The sequence below is a fragment of the Selenomonadales bacterium 4137-cl genome, assembly GCA_032334055.1.
GTDB lineage: Bacteria > Bacillota > Negativicutes > Sporomusales > UBA7701 > Anaeroselena > Anaeroselena agilis.
This window is the reverse complement of sequence record JAUOZS010000001.1, coordinates 1-21,368: the sequence shown is the minus strand read 5'-3', so window position 1 is coordinate 21,368 and position 21,368 is coordinate 1. Positions and strand designations below refer to the sequence as shown.

The window sequence follows — 21,368 nt, the reverse complement described above, 5'->3', positions numbered from 1 at the left end:
AAACCAAGATTTCCCCGCTCTCGCGGCTTTTACAAGAAAAGTTGCCGGTTTTACCGGCAACTTTTCTTGTAGAGGCGTTATTACATTAAATTTTTGTGCCACTGACATTGTCAATCTAAATCCGGATGCCAGCGACCGCTACGTGGGAAACCGTTTCCGGTGGCCTACACGTGATCGTTGCAGTCCGGCGACGTATTGTGGTAGAATGCCACCGCTTTATTCGCCGACATGCCGGATACTGCATCCTTTCCGGCAAAATAAGACAATCCGAACGGCACCGAAAGTAACATCGCGAACAGGATAGCCACTGTAATCTTTTTACTCATGGTCATTTCCTCCTCTGAATTTATCGTTCTAATAATATCCTACAATACTATTATGAATATCTAATGGAGACATTGTGAGAATGTTATGATATTTATCGTTTTTATTGTCGGTGACGCGCCGCTGGCTGCCCCTCTCCGCATGGCGGAAAACGGCGTTCGTTGCCGCTATTCACGACGATCTTCGGGCATTTCAATGTGAAGCACGGCGTTGAGAACATAGATAAGAAACAGAACACTAAGAGCCAGTAATATCAGCATCAATTCCTATCACCTCGCCAGCTTTATGTAAAATTCCAGGCTACCGGCAACCGGCAGCCTACTTTGCCATGGAGCCTGTGCGCTTACGCAGCCATAGGGAGCACTACCGTAAAACAGCTTCCTTCGCTAGGCTTGCTGGCGACAACGACTTTGCCGCCATGGGTTTCCACCAGCTGCTTAACGATAGCCAGACCGATGCCTGTTCCCCCGCTCTTGCGGTTGCGCGACTTGTCCGCCCGGTAGAAATGGTCGAATATATGCGGCAGGTCTTCGGGAGCTATCCCCTGTCCGGTATCGCGAACCGAGATTGCGACCCAGTTCTTTCCCTCGTGGCGCTCGGCGGCGGTTTCCACCATTACTCTGCCGCCCGTATCCGTGTAACGAACCGCGTTCGTCAGCAGATTAAAGATGACCTGCCGCATGCGGTTCGCGTCAACCTCGACCGGTGGCAGTTCGCCCAGGACGCAATTTACCTCTATGCTCTTGCCCTCCGCCAGGTGCTTCACCATGCCGACCGCGTGGGATACAAGCTGATTGATGTCGGCGGGAGCCCTCTCCAGCGACAATTGGCCGGCCTCAGCAAGCGAAAGGTCCCGGAGGTCGTTGATTAGTCTGTTGAGATGGACCGATTCCTCAAACAACGACGTCAACTGCTCCTTGTCGGTGTCGATGACGCCGTCAATCATGCCTTCGAGGTTACCCTGGATCACTGCCAAAGGCGACTTAAGCTCATGGGCGATATCGGCGAGAAGCTGTTTACGCAGCCTGTTATTCGTTTCAAGGGCGGCGACCATGCGGTTGAAGGCGGCGGCAAGCTGCTGAACCTCGTCGTTTGAGTCCACCTCCACCTTGTGGGATAGATTGCCGCGTTCGATTTCCCGCACCCCGGCGTTCAGTTTACGAAGAGGTACGGTAATGCTGCGGGCAAGCGCGTAGCTGGCCGCCAACCCGACAATTATAATGGCCGATCCCACCCAGATCAGCGAATCATGAACCGAGCTGAGAAACTCCTGTTCCTGCAGGCCCATCATGCCCTGCATGCCCATCATGTTTGGACCCATGATGTGTCCGGCCGAATGCTCGTACAAGTCCGCCAGGTAATTTTGGAACAGATTGGTCATCTGCTGGTTGGCGAGGAAAATCAGCAAGAATACCGTGAAAGTGATGGCCAGAAACATCAAGCCGGTTATGCGGTAGGTAATGCTGGTCATTCGCCGTCACCGCCGACGACGAACCTGTAGCCCACCCCATATATCGTAACAATGTGGCGGGGCTCTTTCGGATTATCCTCGATTTTGCGCCGCAGATTTTTCATATGGGCGTCGACAGTTCGCTCGTACCCCTCGAAGGAATAGCCCTGCACCCGCTCGACAATCTGCAGCCTGGTCAATACCCGACCGGCGTTGGTTGCTAGCAGTTCGAGGATTTTGAACTCCGTCGGCGTCAGATCTAGCTCGTTGTTGCCCTTTTTGACCAGATGACGTTCCGCGTCGATCAACAACTCCCCCACCCTGATCGGATCAGACTTGGCGGCAGTCTTCTGCGTCCGGCGCAAAATGGCTTTTGTCCGTGCAACCACTTCGCGCGGGCTGAACGGTTTGGTGACATAGTCGTCGGCCCCCATCTCCAGCCCGATGACGCGGTCCGTCTCCTCGTCGCGGGCGGTTAGCATGATGATGGGCACATCGCTTTCCCGGCGCAGTTTGCGGCAGATCTCCCAGCCATCCATGCCGGGCAGCATCAGATCCAATATCACTATATCCGGATTTTTGTCCTTGATGGACTGAACGGCGCTCGCGCCGTCATGGGCAAGATAAGTAATGAAACCTTCCTTATCGAAATAAGACTTTAGCAGCTTTGTTATCTTGATGTCGTCGTCGACTATGAACACCGTTTGGTACGACATGGAGCCTCCCCCTTTCTCTCCTCACATTGGCTTTGACCATCCAGTTATGCCCGTAAGCATAGCGAGACTCGTCTGAGTGGCCCGTCTTCCCTGTAGCGGCCTCCACCCTTTCTGAATGCACTTATAGTTTACCAAGAGATTATGAATAAATTGTGAACAAATTACGATATTCTTATCTATTTTCTAAATATATCCGCGGCTTTACGAGTGCGTAAAAGGAGTTATCGGCGGCACCGCTATTCATCAAGTAGGTGAAGATATCGCCGTAACTCGTCACGGCGCATAAGCAACAAAGCGCGGCCTACACCGCGCTTTTGTTGCTTACTTCTGATTGCTGCCACCCATCATCCCATTGCCGTTACCGCCCATCATGGAGCCCGAACCCATCATACCGCCGTTCATCGTAGATCCCATGTCCTTCATCATTGACGACATGCCGCTCATATGCTCATTCATCGCCTGGGCCTGCTCCTGGGTCAGAAATCCGTCTTTCACATGCTGATCGACCATCTGTTGATGCATTTGCTGCATCTGGTCATAGTTCATCATCGGGCCGGAGTTCTCAGACCGCTCCGGTGCAGCGGCCGATACGAAGGATGCTCCCAGCACAACCACCAAAGCAGCTACCACCGACAGGATTAACGCTTTTTTCATATTGTTGCCTCCTTTGTTTTGGTTCTGCCTTAATATTACCAAGGGATTTTGAATAACTTATGAAGGCTTTATGAAAAAGCCATGTCGTTTTATATGAATAATATACCGCCGCCCTTTCCATAATACGGAGGAAGCGGCCTTTACCGCCTTGCTAGAGAGGATAATACTAACTCTTAAAGGAGGAATATAAGTGCGTTTTAACAGTTGCATCGCAGTACCGCTGCTGGCCGCTATTCTGATGATAGCGCTGGCTGCCGGGTGCGCGCAGCAGAAAATGATGGGCCAAACCGACGCTGTTTACATGATGAACAGCAATCCCGAAATGATGGCTACCGCCATGGCCTCGCCCGAAGCGCGGAAATCGATGGTTAATATTATGAGTTCCGACAAGATGCGGCCAGTCATGGTCGATATGATGAAATCTCCCGAGATGCAAAAGGGCATGGTCCAGACTATGAATGACCCAGCAGCGAGGCAGGCGATGGTTAAAGTCATGTCCAATCCGGACATGCGGAAAACGATGGTTGACATTATGGCCGACCCGGGCATGAAAGACACTCTCACAGATATGCTCAAAGACCCGCGTATCAGGCCGGTAGCCCAGGAAGCGTTAAAAAAATAATTTTGTGACTAAAGCCACCAAACAAATTCTTACTTGCCTGGTGGCTTTAGTCCCCTTGGCGGCCCTCGCGTGAAAAGCCTTATCGTTCATCATCCGCCGCCGTTTTTGATTGCCGATTTAGTATATATCAACCCTGGCCATCCGGCCGACGAAGGGAGAAATTTTGAAAACGCCTAGAGAAAACCGGGCACGAAGCCCGGTTTTCTTCTACATCTCCGAATAATACAAAGTGCCTTCCTTATCAAGCGTCGCGACATATATCGCGCTTATCGGGTGCGGGCAATTCCGCGAGAAGAAGTCCGTGAAGCCGGAGAAGGAGTAGCCGAGCCGCGTGATGCTTTCTTCGACCACACGGCCTTCATTGACGACGACCAGCGGCGCAGGCTTGGCAGGTGCGGGCACATTGAGATCCTTGGCGGTAGCGGGACCGTGCCCGGTTTTTTTTATGACGCTTACATGTCCGCTCGTTTCCATTATGGCGTATTCGACTTCACTGATATTGAATACGCTCATCGTCCGCAATTCCGACATCAATATCTCCAGCGGCAGGAGGCTCTTCTTCATATTCGCCCGTATCAACTTGCCGTTAGCGATCAGTACCCTCGGTTCCCCCATCAGCAGCTTCGCAAAGGTGCGGCTCTTCGTTGCCGCCGCCGAAAGGAGATAATGAAGTGAATATACGGTTATGACCGCCGCCGCCGTTGGCGCGAAACCGATTTTGGCCTCATAAAGCGGCGACGCCGCCAGGCCGCCCATCATCCAGAAGAAGGCGAAAATCGTATGCCGAAAAAGGCCCTCCGGCCCGTCTTGGCAGGTATCGACCCAGCAGGTATATCCCGAAGCCTACCAAAATTGCCCGTACAAAAAAGCCGAATGGCGACAGCTTTTCTGCCGAGCCGAGAATCTCAAGCACGGAAAACCGCCTCCTCCCCCGAACTCAGATACAGGCTGCCGTCAGTCTCGATAATCCCAAGAAAAACGTCGGTAGCGGTTTTTTCAGGATATACCGCCTTAACCCTGCCTTCCAGCCATCGGCGGTCATAGCCCGCTCTCTTCAGGCTTGCCTCCTGCACCCTGCCGTCGTAGATAACCACCTCGGGGAAGACTACCGGGTTTGCCGCAATATTCATCTGACTTTTAGTGGGAGGCGAAGCAGCAGGCTTTTTCATGACATTGATTTTACCCGTCGGTTCGAGATACACCTCTTCCACTTCGGTCAGGTTCCCGGCCTCCTTCAGGCGGAGCTGGGCGAGCAGGTTATCAAGGGTTATATGGGTGGCATCAAGGTTTTTCTTTATGACCTGCCCTTTCAGAACCAGGGGAACGGCGATTCTGTCCATCAGCCGCGGGTATTTTATATCGATATATGAGGTTAGAGCATTAACTGTGGCATAGGTGAAGATGATGACCAAGACCTCGATGAGCGAGCTTTTGGGATTCACCATCCTCACCGCCGCCAGGCTAACGATGCCTGCCGCCACGAGATAATTGTGGCCCGACAGAATCCCTACCTGCCTTTCCCGCATGATCCGTGTAGCCATAATCAGGGCTATATACAAAATCGCCACCCTGACAACGGTGCCCCCAAGAGGTAAATCTTTACTCCCGGATACGATTTCCTCAAACATGCCTGTCCTCCAATTTTTTCTTCTGCTCAGAGCGCTATCGTCCCTACAAGAAAAACAGCCCCACCAGAATATACCCGGCGGCGGCCAGAACGGCGCCGGCGATGACATACGGCAGCCCGGTCGTAAGATGCCTTCCGAAGGAGATGCCGGCCATCTGGGCCGACAAGGGCGACACTACATCGGTAACCGCTCCCCCCGCCCACACCGTTCCCACCATAATCGCGACATCGATGCCGGTATTCGCCGCAAAGGTTACCGCCATCGGCATGACCAGCGCCCAGGTCGCCCATGAGGAACCAATAGTGTAAGAAATCGCCCCCGCGAACGCAAACGTCAGGGCGGGGATGAAAGCAGCCGGAACCATGCCGATGACGCCCTGGCTGATGAGGGCGTCGAAGCCGAGATCGCGCGTCACCCCGGTAAGCGCCCAGCTCAGGACAAGTATCATCACCAGGGATAGCACCTTCTCGGCGCCGATGATGATGTGCGACTCGATCTCCGCCAGGCTGATCTTCTGAAACAGGAAATACACGATCGCTACCGAAATCGCCACCAGTATGCCGGCGAAGATCGCCACGTTGAAATCGGCGTTTGTCAGCGCCCCGACGAAACCTGAGGCCTTTTCCCTGCCTGTCCACCAGAAAAAGAAGATCGTGCTGGCGAGCAGCGCCAAAACCGGGATGACCAGATTCCTCGCCCGGCGGGGATGCTCCTCCACCGGCGTGTTAGCCGCCTCTTCCTTTTCCAGGTGGGCCTCGGTGAGTTCCTCCTCCTCGGCGGGGGCCTTGCCGAGGACGACCTTGCCGAACCACAGCCCGAACAAGGTGACGCCGCCTGCCAGCAGGAGCATCGCTATAGAAAAGAAGTTCCAAATCACGCTCTGCGCCACGACCGTATAAGCGCTCCGCCCCAAGTCCAGATCCTTGGTATTGTTGGTGACGAGCGTTACCATATAACCAAGGTACGACGTAGCGATGGGAATGAGCAGAATCAGCTGCAGGCTTGTCACCGAGAGAATGAAGGCGAACTTCTCCCTGGAGCCTTTGACCTTCTCCACCAGCGGACTTAGCACGGTGCCGACGGCAATGGTATGGAACGAACTATCGAAAAAAGTGATGACACTTAGCAGCCAGCCCCAGCCGAGAACGCCCTTCTCCGTCGTCGCCCACTTCTCGACCCGCTTGCTGAACCCGGCTATGCCGCCAGCCATCTCGATCAACTCCGCCAGCGACCCGAAGGCGATCAGGAAACTCAGAGTATACGCGCTGTCCTTCTCGGCCACCGCGTCCACTATGTAGCCGCCTATCGCCCCTACGCCCGCGATCGCCGATTCCTGGGTCATCACCGCGCCCGCCACCACCCCCGCGAGCAGGGACGGAATAAGCTTCTTCGTCCAGAAAGTGAGCACTATCGTTATCAGCGGCGGAATCACCGCAAACCAATTCACATTTATCCACTCCGAAAAATCCCCCCGACTCGCTGGCCCGGAAGCCATCCATCGGGGGAACTACATTATTTGTCGCTCCTTTAAAGCCCGGCCATCTTACGGCACTCGGCCACGCAATCCCGGCAATTATTAGCGCATCCCTGGCAGTGGGGCGTCCTTGAATATCGAGCACTCCTGCGAACTTCTCGCACAACTGGGCGCACAGTCCGCACAAAGCCTTCGCGTGTTCGCTGTCCCTCGCCATGTAGGCCGCCGCAATCCGGCACATCTCCGCGCACTCGACCAATGTTGCGACACACCGTTTGCGAGCCCCGACATCGGCTTCCTCAAGGCAGGCCCCGAAGCACTCGTTGCATGCCTGGGCACAGCGCGTGCAAGCGTCGATGCACCTTTACAGCGACTTCGTCATCGTAGTTACGGCACCCCTGCTATCGCCTGCCTTTATTCCGAATGCTAATAATCTGCCATTTTGGCGATCTGTTTATACCCAAAACATTACTCAATAATGCATTGCGACCGCAAGTTGATTAAGGGTCCCGAAAATAACACCAGATTCGCACAATCTCTACACAGGATTTTCATATTGTCATCCTATAATGAAACCAAACAAAGATTACTAATAAACAGGAGGTCCTCACCATGATGATGATGTACGGGTTAAATGGCCCTCTCGGCTGGCTGGCCATGATTCTCGGAGTAGTAGTGCATATAGCCTTCGCGGTAATGGTGGTGCTCGCCGCCATCTGGCTCTTCCGGTCGCTATTCCGCGGCGCAGAACAATACTCTGGAGATCGCAAGGCCGAAGCAATCCTGAAACAGCGCTACGCCAACGGTGAAAATTCCCTCGAAGACTACCAGATGATGAAGAAAGAGCTTGCCTAGATTTAGACAACCATGCGAAACCCGCGGTGTTCACGCCGCGGGTTCTTTTTCCTATCACCAATATGGAGGGCATTCTAATCGATCCTTACAACAGCACCGAATCTTAAAAGATAAACGTATGCAGAAAAAAGAGAACTCCTAAATGTGCGTTCTCTTCCCGTATCGCTACTTCAGCCCATCCTTAACCTTCCCGATTACCTCCTTCGTAGGACTCTCGATCAGAGCGAACAGAATATCCATGTTCGCCGTGGCCTTCAATGAATCTAATAAAACAAGCCTCGTCAGCCGCTTTGTGGCGGAAAACGAGGCTTGCCATGTCTTCGTGGTCATTTTGATGGGCTTTGCATGGTGGAGGCGAGACCTTGCAAATCCCACCAAAACCGGAATGCTCGCAAACCTTTCGGCTGAAAAGCCGGCGTTGCGGACTTGCGCGCCACGCCGTGCGTGTCCCATCATGAGTGGCGCTGCTCCTCCTTCTCGCACTCCCCGCAGACCACTAGGCCACTGATCGGGCGCGATAAAGTCCGGGCTGGCGGCGGTTGGTCGCCATCTTCTCCCGAACCTGGGCGAAGACCTCCGGGTCCACGAAGGCCGGCACCCCGCCCTCCTTGCGGATGATTTTCTCGTCCTTAATACCGCTCAATAATAACCAGAACGCCCCCTTAATGGGCCGGACCGTGACCGGGCAAGCGCACTAAGCGGCGGGAAAAAATCAGCTTTCCAAAAAACCGGCGATATATTCCATGATTGAGTTTGCGAGAGGTGAGGCTAGTTGAATCTGTGTCGCGTCTATCATAACGTTATTCAGGTACTGGAGAATAAGCGCATCTCTTCCGCGCAAACCATACGGCAAAGCTCCTGCAAAAATAAAACCCATATGTTCTGCCTGTTCAGCCAACAGGGCTGTCGCGGGATGTTGAAGATCAAGATACAAGTATATTATGTCGAAGCGTTCCCGGCAGTAGCCGCGCACTTCCTGCCTGATCCTTTCGGCTGCATCCCCGCCGGCTTGAGTCACTTTGATCGACGCAACATTCATATCCCGTAAAACTTCGCAATCCAGCTCGGTGGCTTGCGAAGACGGCCGCTCAAAGCTCCCACCGGCAACAGAAGGAATACCTGCGGCCTGAAAAATACGCTCGATCATTTCCCGATGCCGCGCAGGAGGATAAATATTTACCGTCTCCCGCGATTTGAGCGGGATATAAGACGCGAGCACACTGATACGCTGCCCTGCTTTGCCGGCGATCTGCTTAAAATCGGTGCTCTCGGGCATAAAGCCTAGCAAAAGCGCACAGTCGGTGCCGCCCATCATTTTGGCCCCCCGTTGAGTTATCGTATGATTGGTTACCGAGAGACAAAATAATCCTTGCAAACCGAAGCTCCGGGAATGTTCGACAAGAAATTTCACCAGCTTGAAAAAAGCGCGGGTATGTCGGTAAGCCGGACTTACAAAGACGGATTCCACCTCGGCGATTGCCGCGCCCATATAGGGAAACTCCAAATCACCGTAACCTATTATCTCCCCGTCGTCGCTGACGGCCACGGCGGAAAAAAGCCGCCCGTTGCGGTTGTATTCGATAATGAGTTCGGGATAATATACATGCTCGGCGTATGAATACCCGTATGTCCGGTACGCGCACTTGGCCACCTGCACAGCGTCGGCTTTCTCGATGCGTCGGACCGTGAACTGCACATCGCCCCGTCTTGCCTGCCCGGAGGCAGCCGCCCCATCCGCCTGTGCCGCATCTTCACGGGAAGCGCTGTCGCCATTCTTCGGAAGATACTTCACTAAACTGATTTCCTTGCCTTCGCGGCCGAGGTTACAAAAAACAACCTCGTCAACCATCTTTCGGATCAGATAGGTGCCCAACCCTTTAGCCTTCAAATTCGCTTTTGTTTCGTCCGGCGAATAAGGCGTTATTCCCTTCGGATCGAAAGGAATGCCTTTTTCCCGGAAAATTACCGTTAGCTTATCGGCATCGTTCCGAAAGATGATTCGAAAATGTTCTTGCTGTCCGGACTCAAAACCGTGTTCTACAATGTTGCAGAATACCTCTTCCGCCGCCAACTCTATTTCCCCCCGCTCCTTGTCGGCAAAGCCCATTAGACGGGCCAGCTCGCTGACATAAGCTATGACGGGCGCAATATAATCCTGCCTGGATGGGACGATTAACTCGGCTTCGATAGCCATAACGGACCTCCCCGCAGAACCTCGTCTGCGTATAATTGACAGCGGTATCCAAAAAGAATAGTATTATCTTGTACTATTTTACAATAATTCTGTCCCAACAAAAAGCTGGATTATTACAAGGGAGGACTTTCTTTGGCCGCCTACGCCCTTCTCCTGATCGCAGTTATCGGCGAAATTATCGGATCTTCTGCGCTTAAAGCTTCCGAGGGTTTTACGAAACTTGTTCCCAGTTTGCTCGTTGTTGTAGGGTACGGCGTCGCCTTTTATTTCTTCTCCCTAACCCTGAAATACATTCCGCTGGGAATATGCTATGCCATATGGACGGGGATCGGCACTGCCCTGACCGTACTTGTCGGCGTGTTATACTGGAAGGAAACCCTCGCTGTCCAGCACATCGCCGGCATCGTCCTCATTATGCTTGGTGTGGTGGTGATCAACCTGACCAAAGGGTCCCTCGAATAAATAACCCGCCTGAATCAAAGCTTGGCGGCCTCCTCCCTCTAACCAATCTTCCAAACAACAAAAAACCCGCGTTCTTTGCGCGGGTTTTCGGCTTTTCCAGATTTGGATGGTGGAGGCGATCCGTGACCCGGCAAATCCCACCGAAACCGGAATGGCCGGGAGCTTTTCCGGCCGGAAATCGGCCGCTGCCGGTCTGCCAACCCCGCCGCCACAAGCTCCCGGACTATCCTCAGAACTTCCACCGGCAGCCGGCGTTGACGCCCCAGTCTTTACTCACCGTCGTCCCCCACGACTTCTCCGCGTCGATATAAAGCTGACTCTTGCCGCTGTCGTACACGAAGCCGAACCCGGCCACCCACTGGTGGCCCTTCACGCTCGATTCGAACGTTGCCCCGTCCACCCGCGTCGTGGAATCGCCCTTGTATTCGTTAACCCACGACACCTTGCCGTACAGCTGGCGGCCCGCCCCGTCGGCCCCCTGCCACTTGCGGCCGCCCGTCAGCCCCAGCCTCAGCTGCAGCGACGTCGCCGACGGCGCCTCCACGTTCAGGCCGTTCGCCGTCGTGTACGACGCCCTGTTCGCCCACAGCACCGCAAGCTCGGCCGCCGGCTCCACGAAGAAGCCGTCGCCCCGCTCGAACCGTTTGCCGATCTCCGCCGACAGGCCGAAGCCGCTGCTGTCATAGGAGCCGCTGTCGCTCGCCGTCGAGAAGCGCGGGCTGAATCGGTTGTACTTGCCGATCAGGTCGAAATACGCGCCGTTATCCCGCACCCAGCTGGCGTACGCCCCCAGGTAGCCGCTCTCCGTCGTACCGCCGCTGCCGCCGTCGAAGGTGTTGTCCGCCTTGCCGTAGCCGAGGAGGAACCCGGTGTACTTCTTGCCGCCCGCGAAGCTCTGCGGGTTGTCTTTGCCGATTTCCAGGCCGCTCATCCGCTGGCGGTAGCCGTCCGCCCCCGCCGGCCGCACGGTGAAACGGCTGGCGTAAGCCCGCGCCCACAGATCGTCCGCCGACTGGCCGCCCATCCTCAGCTCGCCCATCCTCTTCCTGATCTCGTTCATCTCGCTGTACCAAAGGGTCGTGAAGGAGGTGGTGGTGCCCATGGCCGTCTTGGAAAGGGTGGACGGCTCGCCAGTTGAATAAAAGTAGTAGTCTTCGCCGCTGAGCGATGCGGAGATATCCGCCCCCCTGGCCAGGGAGAAGTGATAGGCGCCCACGTCGCCGCCGCCGCTGAAGGTGGCGTTGCTGCCGCCCGGCAGATCGACGACCTTGACCGACTGGCTGCCGCCGGCCACCCCGCCGGAATTGGTGATCAGCAGCGCGTGGCTGCCTGTCGCCGAACCGGTGACGGTGATGAGGTCGCTGGTACCGGCGGCCAGGTTGGCGTTGACGTGGAAGGCGGCGCTGCCGCTGAGGTTGGTGATGGTGAGGCTGGTGCCGGCGTTGACGAAGCTGCCGCCGCTGACGTTGAAGGTGCCGTTGTTGACGATCGCCCCGTAAACTAGGCCGCCGGTGACCGTCAGCAGGCCGTTGTTCGTCAGCGTGCCGTAGTTATACAGCACACCGCCGCTGGTCAGCGCGCTGTTATTGATCAGGGCGCTGTTATTCGTCAACACGCCGCTGTTGGTCAGCGTGCCGCTATTGGTCAGCGTGCCGTCGTTGGTCAGGCTGCCGCCGCTACTGTTGGCCAGCGTCGCGCCGCTGGCGTTAATCAGGCTGCCGCTGTTGGTCAGCGTGCCGCCGGTATTGGTCAGCATGCTGTTATTGGTCAGCGTGTTGTTGTTGGCGAGGCTGCCGCTGTTGGCCAGCGTCCCGCTGTTGATGAAATTGAGGCTGGCGTTGGTCAGCGTGGCACCACTCTTATTCTCCAGGCTGCCGCTGTTGGTCAGCGTGGCGCCGCTGGCGTTAACTAGGCTGCCGCTGTTGGTCAGCGTGGCGCCGCTGGCGTTGGCCAGGGTGTTGTTGTTAATCAGGCTGCCGCTGCTCGTCAGCGCTGCGCCGTTGTTGTTGATAATGGCGCCGTCGTTCGTTAGCGTGCCGCCGGCGGCGTTGGCCAGGCTGCCGCTGTTGGTCAGCGAAGCGCCGTTGTTGTTGGTAACTGCCCCGCTGTTGGTCAGCGTCCCGCCGCTGGCGTTGGTCAGGCTGCCGCTGTTGGTCAGCGTCCCGCCGCCGGCATTTTCCAGGGTGCCGGTGTTGTCCAGGTAGCTGCTATTTGTCAGGCTGCCGCTGTTGGTCAGGCCGCCGCTGTTGGTCAGCGTCCCGCCGCCGACGTTGGTAAGCGTGCCGCCGCTGGCGTTGGCCAGGATGGCGCCGCTGGCGTTAGACAGCGCGCTGTTGTTAGTCAGCGTGCCGCTGTTGGTCAGCGTGGCGCCGTTGGCATTGGCCAGGCTGCCGGCGTTGGTCAGCGTGCCGCCGCTGTTATTGGTCAGCGTGCTGTTATTTGTCAGCGTGCCACCGCTGTTATTGGTCAGGGTTCCACTATTGCCCAGTGTGCTGTTGTTGATCAGGCTGCCGCTGTTGTTCAGAGCCCCGCTACTCGTCAGCGTGGCGCCGCTGGCATTGGTCAGCGTGGCGCCGCTGGCGTTGGTCAGCGTCCCGCCGCTGGCATTGGTCAGCGCGCTGTTGTTGGTCAGCGTCCCGCCGCTCCTGTTTTCCAAGGTGCCATCATTGTCCAGCGTGCCGTTGTTAATTAGGCTGCCGCTGTTGGCCAACAGGCCGCTGTTATTCAGCGTGGCGTCGCTGGCGTTGGTCAGTGTGGCGCCGCTGGCATTGACTATGGTGGCGCTGTTATTCAGCGTGGCGCCGCTGTTATTGGTCAGCGTGCTAGAGTTGGTCAGTCTGCCGCTGGCGATGGTCAGCGTGCCGCTATTGGTAAAGGTTCCGGCGTTGTTCAGCGTGTCGTTATTAATAAAGGTTCCGGCGTTGTTCAGCGTGGCGCCGCTTTCGTTACTCATGGTGCCGGCGTTGGTCAGCGTCCCGTTGTTGGTCAAGGTGCCGCCCGTATAGTTCCACAGCCTGCCGCTAATGCTGAACGAACCGTTATTGGTCACGACGCCGCCGTAATTGTAAAATCTGTAACCGCTGGTCACGGTGCCGGCGTTGGTTATGCCGCCGCGATTCTCCGTCCAATATAAACTCAAAGTACCGCCGCTCCGATTGGCTATCGTACCGTCGTTGGTCAGCATATAATCGCAAGTCATTGTGCCGTAATTATTCAGCGTGCCGCCGCTGGCGTTGGTCATCATGTAAACAGTTGTGATGGTGCCGTAGTTGTTCAGCGTGCCGCCGCTGGCGTTGGTCAGCGTGCCGTTGCCGATGGTGGCGATAGTGCCGTTGTTGTTCAGTATGCCGTTGTTGGTCAGGGTAACGTCGAAGCTGTCGACCGCCCTGGCATTGATGGTGATGGTGCCGTTATTTGTCAGCGTGCCGTTATTCGTAAGGGTGACGTCGCTGCGGGCTTCGTAGCTGGAGTTGGTGATGGTGCCGTTGTTGGTGAAATTGAGGCTGTTGTTGGTCACTGCGCTGTAGTTGGTCAGCGTGGCGGCGGCGGCGTTGGTCAGCGTGCCGCCGCTGGCGTTAACCAGGCTGCCGTAGTTTTCCAGCGTGCCGGCGTTGCTTAGCGTGCCGGCATTGGTCAGGCTGGCGTCGACGCCGTTGGTCACAGTGCCGCCGCTGGCGTTGGTTATCGTGCCGTTGTTGATCAGGCTGCCGCCGTTATTCAGCGTGGCGCCGCTGTAATTCACCATACTGTTGTTGTTGGTCAGCGTGGCGAGGCTGTAATTTCCCAGCGTGCCGTGGTTGTTCACCACGCCGTCGTTGGTAAAAGAGCCGTAACTGTGCACCGAGCCGCTGTTGGTTATTGTGGCGCCGCTGGCGTTGGTCAGAGCGTAACTTCCCAGGTTGCCGCTATTGGTTATTGTAGCCCCGCTGGCGTTGGTCAGCGTGCTGCCGCTGTAGCTGGTCATATTGCCGCTGTTGGTTAGGGTGCTGTTATTGGTCAGCGCGCCTCTGTTGATCAGTTCAGCGCCGCTCCTATTCTCTAGCGTGCCGCTGTTGGTCAGCGTGCCGCGGTTCTCCAGCGTGCCGCTGTTGTCCAGCGTGCCGCTGTTGGTCAGCGTGCCGTTAGTGAGGTTGGTAAACGTGGCTCCGAAGTCGTTGGCGAAGGTGCCGTTGTTGACCAGGCTGCTGGTGTTGTCGTTGGTCCAGGTCGCACCGTAGACATTATTCATAAGGCCGTAATTGGTTATGGTATAGCCGTAATTGCTATATATGATGCCGTTATTATATAGCGTGCCGCTGCTGGTCAAGTTGCCGCGAATGTACAATTTACCGCCGCTGTTGTACACGGTGCCGGTGCTGTTGATCGCCAGGGAGGGCGTCAGGTTGTTGTCGCCTGTATAGTATTGCGTTTCATTATCCCCCACCGTGCCGCCGACATCCGCGGCGTGAGCCGTGGGCGCCGGAGCCCCCGCGAACCACAAAGCCGCCCCGGCGAGCGCCAACCAAAAGCACAGCGTTCTCGAAACTACCGGCTTATAACTCTTCATACTTATCCCCACTTTCACCTTATCGCTTCCGGGGTTCTCGCGCCGCCCGCGATCACCCCGGCCAGCTCCTCCACCGATAACACCGTCCGCTCGCTGGCGGCAAAAACGGTTATGGCGTCGCCTGCGGCATTGAAGCCGATCAGCCTCGTCCCGGGGAGCTTGCGCAGGATGGCGGCGACCACGTCCGGCTCGGCCTTGTCCATATCGAAGAGGACGGCGTGGGGTGAAAGCATCGCCACCTCCCGGGCCGCCACCGCCAGCGAACTGCCCAGTTGCCTCACCCTGAGCCCCGGCAACTTCTGCAGGCTTTCCTCGATTCCCGCCCACACCGGACCCGTCCCGCATATCCCTACCTCTACGCCCTCTTTCATCAAATCCACCCAGCCTTCTGCAAAAAACGCCTATTTATCCCATTAACTCCCATGGTAGCAAATTTTCCCTGTCCTGATACCCTCCTTATCGATAGCCGAAAAAAACAAAAGTGATAGTCATCGACTATCACTTTTGCTAGTTAACTTGTCCCGGCTGCCTGCTTACCGGCCGGCTTTTTCCCCGCCCAGCCCCTGCCGCGAAGCGTGGGCGATCAGCTGGGTCCGGTTTGCGAGCCGGGTCTTGGCGAGAATCTCGTTGATATGGTACCTCACCGTGGCCACCGTCAGCCCCAGCCGGGCCGCGATCTCCTTGTAGGTCAGTCCTTCGGTCAGAAGCTGCAGCAGCTCGGCCTGTCGCACCGTCAACCCCGGCTGCCCCCCGCTGTCGCCCGCCTTCTCCCCGGGCGGGCGGCTCAGTTTCCGCAGCAGCCGTTTGGCCAGCCCCGGCGCGAACGGCAGCTCGCTGGCGGCCAGCCCGGCCAGTTGACTGACGAAATCGTCCGGCTCCATATCCTTCAGCAGATACCCCTCGGCCCCGGCCTGCATCGCCGCGACCAGGCTATCGTCGTCCTCGACAGCGGTAAGCATCACAATCTTCGCCTCGGGGTGTTCCTTCTTAAGCGACCGGGTGGTCTCTATGCCATCCAGACCGGCCATCTGGATATCCATCAGCACCAGGTCCGGTCTGAGCATATCGACTTTGAGCAGCGCTTCCGCCCCGCTGCGGGCGGTGCCTACCACCGCGAAACCGTGGGCCTCCAGGAAACTTCGCAGCCCTTCCAGCACCAGGGCCTGATCGTCAACCAACAGCGTTTTCATCGCCCGCCACCTTATCCAAGCTGAACTCTACCGTCACCTTCGTCCCCTCGCCCGGCGCCGACTCTATTCGCAGGCGCCCGCCCGCTTCCCCGGCCCGTTCGTCCATGATCTGCAGGCCGAAACTCTTTCTCTTCGCCGGCGCCGCCGGGTCGAAGCCGCAGCCGTCATCCTCGACCACCGCTATCACCCGCCTGTCGGCTACCGCTATCCTGATCGTCGCCTTGCTGGCCTTGGCGTGCTTGCGAATATTGGTCAGCGCTTCCTGAATGATCCGCAGCAGTTGCACTTCACCGGTATGCGGCAGCAAGCCTGCCATCGAGCCGTCCGGCAGAGTAAGCTCGGCGTCGATGCCGTTGGTGTCCGCGTACCACTCCAGATAATCCTGCAAATTTATGACGAAATCGTCGCCGCCGGCGGCTGCCAATTTCAGCCCGAAGATCGATTCCCTGGCGTCGGTATTCATCTCCTTGATCGTCCGGATCACTTTGCCGACCTGTTCGTCCGCCTTATCAAGCTGGCCGCCTTTCAGTAAAGACCGGACCGTTTGCAGATTAAGACTAAGATAGCCCCACACCTGGCCCGCCCCGTCGTGCAGCTCCCGCCCTAGCCGTTCACGCTCCTTCATTATTGACAGCGCTTTCTGCTGCTCGACAATCTGGGCCTGGGCCTCCCTCAGCCTGGTCACGTCATGAAAAACGATCGCTTTGCCGATACTCAGCTTGCCCCAGCTTACCAGTGGCGTGACGTGGTATGAAAAGTCCCCGCTGCCTTCCAGGTGGATTTCCCCCTCCGTCACCTCATTTATGTCCAGCAGCGCGGCCATAGCCGGCCAGCGTGCGAAGGCCTCCGCAAAATGTCTGCCAGTTAAGGCCGGAGCTATACAACTGAACCGTCGCTGTGCGGACGGATTGAGCTCCAGGATATATCCTCGGTCATCGGTGATTATTAGGCTGTCATCGATGTTGCCGATAACCGTCGATTCGGCCAGCGACATTAGGTTAAGAACCCGCAGTCGGAAAAATATCCACGACCAGGCCATACCGCTCAGCATAAACGCCAGCGGCAGGGGGGGGATGACGCCCGCCTGCTGATCAATAGCCCACAAAACGTGTCCGGCCAACGATATCAGCGGATCGACCGGCAGCGCCGCGATCTGCCAGCGCCGCAGGCCTGAAGCTCTGCGCGCCCAGACAATGCACAACATACTGAGGATTAGGAACTGGAGATAAGCTGCAGCTACGAAACACCAGTATACCGGTCCGCGGACGACGCCGAAAGTAGTCCCGTCCCAGACTACGCCGCGCCAGAACCAGCCATGCCATCCCGTGGTCAGCAACGACAAAATAGCGAAGGCGGTGATCGCAAACAGCGCCAGCGCTACCGCCCGGACAATCCGCCCTTTTTGACCCGCGACACTCACGACAAGCAGAAAAAAAGTCGGAATCGTAGCAGAAGCACTTATCTGCTGCACTTTCGCCCAAAACACCTTGTCCGCCAGCGCCGGGCTGACGGAGACCATCACCAGGGCCAAGAGAAAAATCGACCTTAGCGAGAGGCTGAAAACCCAACATAGCGCCGCCGGTGCCCTCCGGTCCCGCCAGCAATAACCGGCCAGTGCGGTCAGAACAGTCGCCGCCAGGAGATAAAACCAAACCTCTTTTATCGGATGATAAGTCATTAGCTGCAGTGACGACACATCACTCATCGTTGAAAAAAAGCTCATAGGAACGGAGAATCCTTTCCAACCATATCCCCGATTTTGTCTGACGGAAACTTTATTGACATTATTCGTCAATTACTTATATTATCCTCTTGTCTGCTTTCTCTCCCGGCAGCCCCTATCTGCCTTAGTCGCCTAACCCCCGACATAATAACTCCGTTATTGTCAGACGGAGGATAACCTTACCCTAATAATCCCAAACAAAATTTCAACCATAAGCTTGCCGATAAGGCAAACTTATGGTTGAAACTACAAGCGTCATCAGTCCCACCTCCTGATATCCGTATTATAATGCCTGGAGTTAACTTCAAGTCAAAAATAAAGTAATCGGGCTCAATTACAAATCATAAAAACAATAAGAACCCGCAAGTACGCGAGTTCTTATGTACAATTTCCAAATTTTGGTGGAGGCGAGGGGAGTCGAACCCCTGTCCAAAGGCATCGCTGCACAGGCTTCTCCGAGCGCAGTCTATGGTTTAGCTTTCGCCCCGTCGCCGCCCACAGACAGGCTGCTTCGGCGCTATCTCGATAAAAATTCCCAGTCGACCCTCCGAGAATTGGGCTTCAGGTATCCCGTTAAGTGACGCCCTATCCTAGGCCACGGGACGAGCGTAGGTAGGACGTTAGCATTAAGCTGCTAAAGCGTATTCTTCGTTGGCAGTTAACTTTGACCCACCGTCTTGACGGGCAGATGGAACCCCGGCTCGCTACCTGTACCACAACTACCCCTGTCGAAACCAGTACGCCCCCGTAAAATTACCGGGCGCTCGCTGTGGCGCCAGCCAACGGAATATTCGCTTCGTCAATCATTATACCACAAAAAAAGCGCTCCGTCCAACCCGTCGCCCGCACTTGCCGCAGCCCCGGTCAGAACCACTACCTGACAAAGTCGATATATTCCCCGTAGCCCTCCTCCTCCATCTTCTCGAGCGGGATAAACCGCAGCGCAGCGCTGTTGATGCAATACCGCAGTCCCCCCTTCTCCCGGGGGCCGTCCTCAAACACATGCCCCAAATGGCTCTTCCCGTAGCGGCTGTGCACCTCCGTCCGCGTCATAGCCAGGCTCCGGTCCGTCTTCGCCGCCACCGCCTCAGACGCCACCGGCCTGGTAAAGCTGGGCCACCCCGTGCCCGAATCGAACTTGTCCCGCGAGCTGAACAGCGGCTCGCCGGTCGCCACATCCACATACAACCCCGGCGCGTGATTATCCCAGAACTCGTTCGCAAACGGCGGCTCGGTGCCGCACTCCTGCGTCACCCGGTACTGCCTGTCCGTAAGCCTGCTCCGCAGCTCCGCCTCGCCGGGCTTCGCATAGCGGTCCTCGTCCCCGGCCTTCTTGCCAGCGTTCTTCTTATTCCTGGGGTCATCCTCCAGCACCGACAAATCAACATGGCAATACCCGTGCGGATTCTTCGCCAAATACAGCTGATGCGCCTCCTCCGCCGGATAATAATTACTCAGCGGCAGCACCTCCGTAACGATAGGCGCCCGGTACTTCCTCTGCTCCTCGGCCACCTTCGCGGCGATCGTCTCCCTATCCGCGGCATCGCGGTAATAAATGCCCGTCCGGTACTGGCTCCCCCGGTCGTTGCCCTGCCTGTTCAAGCTGGTAGGATCGATCACCTTGAAAAAATACGTCAACAGCGTCCCCAGCTCGATGCGCCGCGGATCATACCGCACATGCACCGTCTCGGCGTGGCCCGTATTCTCGTAACACACCTGTTCATACGTAGGATTCGCCGTCGTCCCGTTGGCATAGCCAACATTCGTGTACACCACCCCGTCCAGCGCCGCCAAATAAGCCTCCAGCCCCCAAAAGCAGCCCCCCGCCAACCATATCTCGCGCAGATACTTATCCGCGGGCGGCTCAGCCCGCCTCGCCGTCGCCGGGTTACTGCCATCCGATGCGTTCGCGTTCATACCGGCTCCTTTCCGCAGCCCGCTCAAGGCTGCCCCCCTCACGGCAACAATAATTGCCGTCGGCAATAGTGTAAAAAAGTCCCCCTTTTTATATTCACCCTTCTCCCCTCTCTTGCCTCCCATCCAAAAGGGTCTTCACCACGCCCGCCCCTCGCCCTCGGCATCGCCCCCAAAACACCCCCGCAAAAAAGCCGGCCCGCAGGCCGGCACAACAAGCTTTCCTAATAAATTGACTCACTTCTGGCGCTCGCGGAACTCCCGGTCCATCTCCCGCTTCGCATCCCGCTCCGCGATATCCTGGCGCTTATCATACGTATGCTTGCCGCTCGCCAGCCCCAGCTCCAGCTTCGCCTTGCCGCGGGTGAAATAAAGCTTCAGCGGCACCAGCGTATAGCCCTTCTCCTTCGTCTTGCCGATCAGCTTATTGATCTCCACGCGGTGCATCAGCAGCTTACGCATCCTCAGCGGCTCGTGATTGAAGCGGTTGCCCTGATCGTACGGGCTGATATGCATATTGTGCAGCATCAGCTCACCGTTATCCACCCTTGCATAGCTGTCCTTCAGATTCGCCCGGCCCGCCCTCAGGGACTTAACCTCCGTCCCTGTCAGCACCAGACCCGCCTCGTACGTCTCATGAATATGATAATCGTGCCGCGCCTTGCGGTTCTCCGACACTATCTTGATGCCCTCGGCCACCGTTCCCACTCCCTGCGCATCGCGCCTAAACTATAGCACAAACTATTATAGCACACCCGGCGGCAATAGCACAGGCCCCCGCACAGCCCGCCGCCGCCAAACGCCCAGGCCATGGAAAAGGCCCGGCGCCAAGCCCCGGGCCCTCTCCTAACCCTTATTCGCCGCCACGAACGTCTGGCAATTCGTCTCAGCGGTATAGCCCGCCTTGTGGCCGCCGCCGTCGACATTCACCTCGATCGCGCTCGCCGTGCAATTACGGTTCTCCCAAAACTTGCAATTCTCCACCGTACACATAACATCCCGTGCCATAGCCTCACCTCCTGCCGCTATTATGCTCCCCCACCGCGCCGCTATTCACCTTCCCTGCTAAAAAACGCGCCCGCCGCATACACTAACCGCGAGGTGAAAAAAGCCATGGCCGACAAACAGCAACCCTGCGCCCATCCCCGCATGTGCCCCGAGCGGGACGATTTTACCGCCCGCGTCAAAACCGAAAAACTCGCCCTCGAGCCGCCCCCGCCCGCCGACCTCGTCCCCCGCCCGCCGGAATAACGAAAGCCTCTACCTCCCCAAAGCAATCCGGGCTCAGCCCTCGTTCTTCTTCGCCCCCGCCAGCTCGGCGAAGCCGGCCGCCGGGCATACTCGTAGCCCCGCGCGAGTCTGCAATGCGTTTGGCATTTCCCTGTCCGACTTCTTTGCCGCCGACCGGTCGAACATGGACCCCGAACTCCAGCAACTCTTGGAAACCGCGATAAAACTGTCCCCCGAATAACGGGAGGCAGTTCGCAAAATGTTGGAGACCATGAGCAAAGGCTGACGCCAAGGCCCACCACGAGGTGGGCCTCGGTTTTTGTTCCGGCGTGGCACCCTTGACCGTTCCGCAGGGTGCCATTCTCGCCTTCCTCCGCGGGGCCGCA

The 21,368-nt window shown here is 56.8% G+C and carries 23 protein-coding genes and 1 other RNA gene; 4 read left to right on the top strand and 20 right to left on the bottom strand.

Annotation, left to right across the window (positions count from 1 at the left end; translation table 11 throughout):
- Positions 1 to 164: 164 nt before the first annotated feature.
- The 4 genes from Q4T40_00120 to Q4T40_00105 all read right to left on the bottom strand — a co-directional run bounded on the left by Q4T40_00120 (position 165) and on the right by Q4T40_00105 (position 3,144).
- The gene (locus Q4T40_00120; GenBank protein MDT8899650.1) at positions 165 to 326 is read right to left on the bottom strand and encodes a hypothetical protein; all 162 of its coding nucleotides are present in this window, start codon (positions 324 to 326) and stop codon (positions 165 to 167) included.
- A gap of 341 nt (positions 327 to 667) precedes the next feature.
- Positions 668 to 1,795, bottom strand: a complete 1,128-nt coding sequence (locus tag Q4T40_00115; protein ID MDT8899649.1) for an ATP-binding protein — start codon at positions 1,793 to 1,795, stop codon at positions 668 to 670.
- Positions 1,792 to 2,490, bottom strand: coding sequence for a response regulator transcription factor (locus Q4T40_00110; GenBank protein ID MDT8899648.1), 699 nt, complete (start codon positions 2,488 to 2,490; stop codon positions 1,792 to 1,794). Before Q4T40_00110 ends, Q4T40_00115 begins: the two co-directional genes overlap by 4 nt.
- 321 nt (positions 2,491 to 2,811) lie before the next feature.
- Positions 2,812 to 3,144 (bottom strand): DUF2680 domain-containing protein, encoded by a 333-nt coding sequence (locus Q4T40_00105; GenBank protein MDT8899647.1) that lies wholly within the window; start codon positions 3,142 to 3,144, stop codon positions 2,812 to 2,814.
- Between the two features lie 190 nt (positions 3,145 to 3,334).
- Here Q4T40_00105 and Q4T40_00100 point away from each other — a divergent pair, with 190 nt between their 5' ends.
- Positions 3,335 to 3,766 carry a hypothetical protein gene (locus Q4T40_00100; protein ID MDT8899646.1) on the top strand — a complete coding sequence of 144 codons (432 nt, stop codon included), beginning with the start codon at positions 3,335 to 3,337 and terminating at the stop codon, positions 3,764 to 3,766.
- A 207-nt stretch (positions 3,767 to 3,973) separates the two neighbouring features.
- Here the strand turns inward: Q4T40_00100 and Q4T40_00095 are convergent, their stop codons facing one another.
- From Q4T40_00095 to Q4T40_00080, 4 genes are read right to left on the bottom strand one after another with little or no spacing between them, the layout of a single operon-like run.
- On the bottom strand, positions 3,974 to 4,522 hold the full coding sequence (locus tag Q4T40_00095) for a DUF421 domain-containing protein (protein MDT8899645.1): 549 nt from the start codon (positions 4,520 to 4,522) through the stop codon (positions 3,974 to 3,976).
- On the bottom strand, positions 4,491 to 4,679 hold the full coding sequence (locus tag Q4T40_00090; GenBank protein MDT8899644.1) for a hypothetical protein: 189 nt from the start codon (positions 4,677 to 4,679) through the stop codon (positions 4,491 to 4,493). Before Q4T40_00090 ends, Q4T40_00095 begins: the two co-directional genes overlap by 32 nt.
- Positions 4,672 to 5,394, bottom strand: coding sequence for a DUF421 domain-containing protein (locus Q4T40_00085; protein MDT8899643.1), 723 nt, complete (start codon positions 5,392 to 5,394; stop codon positions 4,672 to 4,674). Before Q4T40_00085 ends, Q4T40_00090 begins: the two co-directional genes overlap by 8 nt.
- A 43-nt stretch (positions 5,395 to 5,437) precedes the next feature.
- Positions 5,438 to 6,841 carry a Na+/H+ antiporter NhaC family protein gene (locus tag Q4T40_00080; protein ID MDT8899642.1) on the bottom strand — a complete coding sequence of 468 codons (1,404 nt, stop codon included), beginning with the start codon at positions 6,839 to 6,841 and terminating at the stop codon, positions 5,438 to 5,440.
- Positions 6,842 to 7,480: 639 nt separating this feature from the next.
- Between Q4T40_00080 and Q4T40_00075 the strand changes: the two genes are divergently transcribed.
- Positions 7,481 to 7,723 carry an SHOCT domain-containing protein gene (locus Q4T40_00075; GenBank protein MDT8899641.1) on the top strand — a complete coding sequence of 81 codons (243 nt, stop codon included), beginning with the start codon at positions 7,481 to 7,483 and terminating at the stop codon, positions 7,721 to 7,723.
- A gap of 165 nt (positions 7,724 to 7,888) precedes the next feature.
- Here the strand turns inward: Q4T40_00075 and Q4T40_00070 are convergent, their stop codons facing one another.
- The 3 genes from Q4T40_00070 to Q4T40_00060 form a co-directional block, all read right to left on the bottom strand.
- Positions 7,889 to 8,179 (bottom strand): hypothetical protein, encoded by a 291-nt coding sequence (locus tag Q4T40_00070; protein MDT8899640.1) that lies wholly within the window; start codon positions 8,177 to 8,179, stop codon positions 7,889 to 7,891.
- 40 nt (positions 8,180 to 8,219) lie between these two features.
- Positions 8,220 to 8,366, bottom strand: a complete 147-nt coding sequence (locus tag Q4T40_00065; GenBank protein MDT8899639.1) for a hypothetical protein — start codon at positions 8,364 to 8,366, stop codon at positions 8,220 to 8,222.
- 69 nt (positions 8,367 to 8,435) lie between these two features.
- Complete coding sequence (locus tag Q4T40_00060; GenBank protein MDT8899638.1) at positions 8,436 to 9,917, bottom strand: GNAT family N-acetyltransferase; 1,482 nt, start codon at positions 9,915 to 9,917, stop codon at positions 8,436 to 8,438.
- Between the two features lie 132 nt (positions 9,918 to 10,049).
- Here Q4T40_00060 and Q4T40_00055 point away from each other — a divergent pair, with 132 nt between their 5' ends.
- Positions 10,050 to 10,379: a multidrug efflux SMR transporter gene (locus Q4T40_00055; GenBank protein ID MDT8899637.1), complete on the top strand. Its 330-nt coding sequence runs from the start codon at positions 10,050 to 10,052 to the stop codon at positions 10,377 to 10,379.
- Between the two features lie 229 nt (positions 10,380 to 10,608).
- Here the strand turns inward: Q4T40_00055 and Q4T40_00050 are convergent, their stop codons facing one another.
- The 8 genes from Q4T40_00050 to Q4T40_00015 all read right to left on the bottom strand — a co-directional run bounded on the left by Q4T40_00050 (position 10,609) and on the right by Q4T40_00015 (position 20,760).
- A complete protein-coding gene (locus Q4T40_00050; protein ID MDT8899636.1) occupies positions 10,609 to 14,925 on the bottom strand; it encodes an autotransporter outer membrane beta-barrel domain-containing protein in 4,317 nt (1,438 codons plus the stop codon).
- Positions 14,926 to 14,939: 14 nt separating this feature from the next.
- On the bottom strand, positions 14,940 to 15,296 hold the full coding sequence (locus Q4T40_00045; GenBank protein ID MDT8899635.1) for a hypothetical protein: 357 nt from the start codon (positions 15,294 to 15,296) through the stop codon (positions 14,940 to 14,942).
- Positions 15,297 to 15,458: 162 nt separating this feature from the next.
- Positions 15,459 to 16,115: a response regulator transcription factor gene (locus tag Q4T40_00040; protein ID MDT8899634.1), complete on the bottom strand. Its 657-nt coding sequence runs from the start codon at positions 16,113 to 16,115 to the stop codon at positions 15,459 to 15,461.
- A complete protein-coding gene (locus Q4T40_00035) occupies positions 16,096 to 17,838 on the bottom strand; it encodes a histidine kinase N-terminal 7TM domain-containing protein (protein ID MDT8899633.1) in 1,743 nt (580 codons plus the stop codon). The genes Q4T40_00040 and Q4T40_00035 overlap by 20 nt, the downstream gene beginning before the upstream one ends.
- 399 nt (positions 17,839 to 18,237) lie before the next feature.
- Positions 18,238 to 18,585, bottom strand: a transfer-messenger RNA (tmRNA) gene (ssrA, locus tag Q4T40_00030).
- A 126-nt stretch (positions 18,586 to 18,711) separates the two neighbouring features.
- Complete coding sequence (msrB, locus tag Q4T40_00025) at positions 18,712 to 19,755, bottom strand: peptide-methionine (R)-S-oxide reductase MsrB (GenBank protein MDT8899632.1); 1,044 nt, start codon at positions 19,753 to 19,755, stop codon at positions 18,712 to 18,714.
- A gap of 234 nt (positions 19,756 to 19,989) precedes the next feature.
- Positions 19,990 to 20,460 carry an SsrA-binding protein SmpB gene (smpB, locus tag Q4T40_00020; GenBank protein ID MDT8899631.1) on the bottom strand — a complete coding sequence of 157 codons (471 nt, stop codon included), beginning with the start codon at positions 20,458 to 20,460 and terminating at the stop codon, positions 19,990 to 19,992.
- A gap of 138 nt (positions 20,461 to 20,598) precedes the next feature.
- A complete protein-coding gene (locus Q4T40_00015; protein MDT8899630.1) occupies positions 20,599 to 20,760 on the bottom strand; it encodes a DUF1540 domain-containing protein in 162 nt (53 codons plus the stop codon).
- Positions 20,761 to 20,865: 105 nt separating this feature from the next.
- Here Q4T40_00015 and Q4T40_00010 point away from each other — a divergent pair, with 105 nt between their 5' ends.
- Positions 20,866 to 21,003 (top strand): hypothetical protein, encoded by a 138-nt coding sequence (locus Q4T40_00010; protein ID MDT8899629.1) that lies wholly within the window; start codon positions 20,866 to 20,868, stop codon positions 21,001 to 21,003.
- Between the two features lie 33 nt (positions 21,004 to 21,036).
- Here the strand turns inward: Q4T40_00010 and Q4T40_00005 are convergent, their stop codons facing one another.
- The gene (locus Q4T40_00005; protein MDT8899628.1) at positions 21,037 to 21,168 is read right to left on the bottom strand and encodes a hypothetical protein; all 132 of its coding nucleotides are present in this window, start codon (positions 21,166 to 21,168) and stop codon (positions 21,037 to 21,039) included.
- Positions 21,169 to 21,368: the final 200 nt, after the last annotated feature.

What these genes read in the sequence shown, in the direction of transcription:
- Q4T40_00105 (MDT8899647.1), bottom strand. Translation starts at nt 3,144, where the DNA reads ATGAAAAAAGCGTTAATCCTGTCGGTGGTAGCTGCTTTGGTGGTTGTG.
- Q4T40_00040 (MDT8899634.1), bottom strand. Translation starts at nt 16,115, where the DNA reads ATGAAAACGCTGTTGGTTGACGATCAGGCCCTGGTGCTGGAAGGGCTG.
- Q4T40_00060 (MDT8899638.1), bottom strand. Translation starts at nt 9,917, where the DNA reads ATGGCTATCGAAGCCGAGTTAATCGTCCCATCCAGGCAGGATTATATT.
- Q4T40_00095 (MDT8899645.1), bottom strand. Translation starts at nt 4,522, where the DNA reads ATGGGCGGCCTGGCGGCGTCGCCGCTTTATGAGGCCAAAATCGGTTTC.
- msrB (MDT8899632.1), bottom strand. Translation starts at nt 19,755, where the DNA reads ATGAACGCGAACGCATCGGATGGCAGTAACCCGGCGACGGCGAGGCGG.
- Q4T40_00085 (MDT8899643.1), bottom strand. Translation starts at nt 5,394, where the DNA reads ATGTTTGAGGAAATCGTATCCGGGAGTAAAGATTTACCTCTTGGGGGC.
- Q4T40_00110 (MDT8899648.1), bottom strand. Translation starts at nt 2,490, where the DNA reads ATGTCGTACCAAACGGTGTTCATAGTCGACGACGACATCAAGATAACA.
- Q4T40_00120 (MDT8899650.1), bottom strand. Translation starts at nt 326, where the DNA reads ATGAGTAAAAAGATTACAGTGGCTATCCTGTTCGCGATGTTACTTTCG.
- Q4T40_00050 (MDT8899636.1), bottom strand. Translation starts at nt 14,925, where the DNA reads ATGAAGAGTTATAAGCCGGTAGTTTCGAGAACGCTGTGCTTTTGGTTG.
- Q4T40_00045 (MDT8899635.1), bottom strand. Translation starts at nt 15,296, where the DNA reads ATGAAAGAGGGCGTAGAGGTAGGGATATGCGGGACGGGTCCGGTGTGG.
- Q4T40_00075 (MDT8899641.1), top strand. Translation starts at nt 7,481, where the DNA reads ATGATGATGATGTACGGGTTAAATGGCCCTCTCGGCTGGCTGGCCATG.
- Q4T40_00010 (MDT8899629.1), top strand. Translation starts at nt 20,866, where the DNA reads ATGGCCGACAAACAGCAACCCTGCGCCCATCCCCGCATGTGCCCCGAG.
- Q4T40_00015 (MDT8899630.1), bottom strand. Translation starts at nt 20,760, where the DNA reads ATGGCACGGGATGTTATGTGTACGGTGGAGAATTGCAAGTTTTGGGAG.
- Q4T40_00070 (MDT8899640.1), bottom strand. Translation starts at nt 8,179, where the DNA reads ATGATGGGACACGCACGGCGTGGCGCGCAAGTCCGCAACGCCGGCTTT.
- Q4T40_00005 (MDT8899628.1), bottom strand. Translation starts at nt 21,168, where the DNA reads ATGTTCGACCGGTCGGCGGCAAAGAAGTCGGACAGGGAAATGCCAAAC.
- Q4T40_00115 (MDT8899649.1), bottom strand. Translation starts at nt 1,795, where the DNA reads ATGACCAGCATTACCTACCGCATAACCGGCTTGATGTTTCTGGCCATC.
- Q4T40_00035 (MDT8899633.1), bottom strand. Translation starts at nt 17,838, where the DNA reads ATGAGCTTTTTTTCAACGATGAGTGATGTGTCGTCACTGCAGCTAATG.